2 protein-coding genes are annotated in these 1,267 nt (G+C 45.5%); both read left to right on the top strand.

All coding sequences use genetic code 11. The features are described from left to right. The first annotated feature begins 65 nt into the window (after window positions 1-65). Window positions 66-377, top strand: coding sequence for a transposase (locus tag HQR03_RS14050; protein ID WP_173240653.1), 312 nt, complete (start codon window positions 66-68; stop codon window positions 375-377). A gap of 29 nt (window positions 378-406) precedes the next feature. Then, window positions 407-1,255, top strand: a complete 849-nt coding sequence (locus HQR03_RS14055; protein ID WP_244952051.1) for an IS3 family transposase — start codon at window positions 407-409, stop codon at window positions 1,253-1,255. Window positions 1,256-1,267 lie beyond the last annotated feature (12 nt).

Consider the following 1,267-nt stretch of genomic DNA (forward strand, 5'->3'; position numbering starts at 1 on the left):
TGTAGTGGCATAATAAAATTGGACAGCCTATAAGGGGTTATACTAACTCAAAGAAGGAACATAGTATGACTACCAAACGCCGAGAATACACCCGAGAATTCAAACTTGAAGCTATCAGCTTAGTCATTGATCACAAGCGTAAGATAGCAGAAGTAGCCGAGTCACTAGAAGTCGGCACATCAACCCTAGACAACTGGGTACGCAAGTATCGACAAGAGCAGCAAGGCGTTGCACCAACCCAAGGACTGGCGTTAACTGATGAACAGCGAGAGCTACAAGAACTACGCAAACAAGTTAAGCGGCTGACGATGGAGCGCGACATACTAAAAAAGGCTTCAGCTCTGCTAGCATTGGACAGTCTGAGCGACTATCGTTGATCAGCAAGCTTGCAGGGCAGGACAAACGATTGAGTACGCGTAAGCTGTGCGAGCTGTTTGATGTCGTCAGAAGCAGCTACTACTATGGCATACAGACTAAGCCAATTGACGTTGAACGTATCAAACTAAAAGCCTTGATACGTCAGATATTCAACGACTCACAGCAATCAGCTGGTGCTCGCACTATCATCGCTATCCTGTGGAATGACCACAGTATTAGGCTAACGCGTTACTTAGCAGGTAGTCTTATGAAAAGCATGGGACTTAAAAGTTGTCAGCAAAAGACACACAAGTATAAACACGCTGACGAGGCGCATAAAACCCATGACAATATCTTAGATCGTAACTTTAGCCCAGTATCGCCTAATCAAGTTTGGACGGGGGATGTGACCTATATTCGTATTAAGGGCGGCTGGTGCTATTTAGCTATAGTTCTAGACTTGTTTGCACGACGTATTGTGGGCTTTAGCGTCTCAGACTCACCTAACAGTACTTTGACTGCCAAAGCGCTGCAGATGGCGTATCAGACGAGACTCAAGCCTAGTGGGCTGCTGTTTCACTCTGATCAGGGCACGCACTACACCAGTAAGAAGTTTGCTGAATCAATCGATGATTGCGACGGTATGACACAGAGTATGAGCCGTCGTGGAAATTGTTGGGATAACGCGCCAACTGAACGCTTCTTCAGGAGCTTTAAAACAGAATGGATGCCAAAGGGCGGTTACGAAGATATCGCTGAAGCATCGAGCGCCATTAGTGATTATATCTGGGGCTACTATCAAACCGTGAGACCGCACAGCTTCAACAATTATTTAACACCAGCTGAAACAGAGAGACGTTACTTTAATCAAAACCTCTTATTAGGTGTCCTAAATTAGTTGACCACTACA

It is taken from the genome of Psychrobacter okhotskensis, assembly GCF_013248965.1.
GTDB lineage: Bacteria > Pseudomonadota > Gammaproteobacteria > Pseudomonadales > Moraxellaceae > Psychrobacter > Psychrobacter okhotskensis.

What these genes read in the sequence shown, in the direction of transcription:
- HQR03_RS14050 (WP_173240653.1), top strand. Translation starts at nt 66, where the DNA reads ATGACTACCAAACGCCGAGAATACACCCGAGAATTCAAACTTGAAGCT.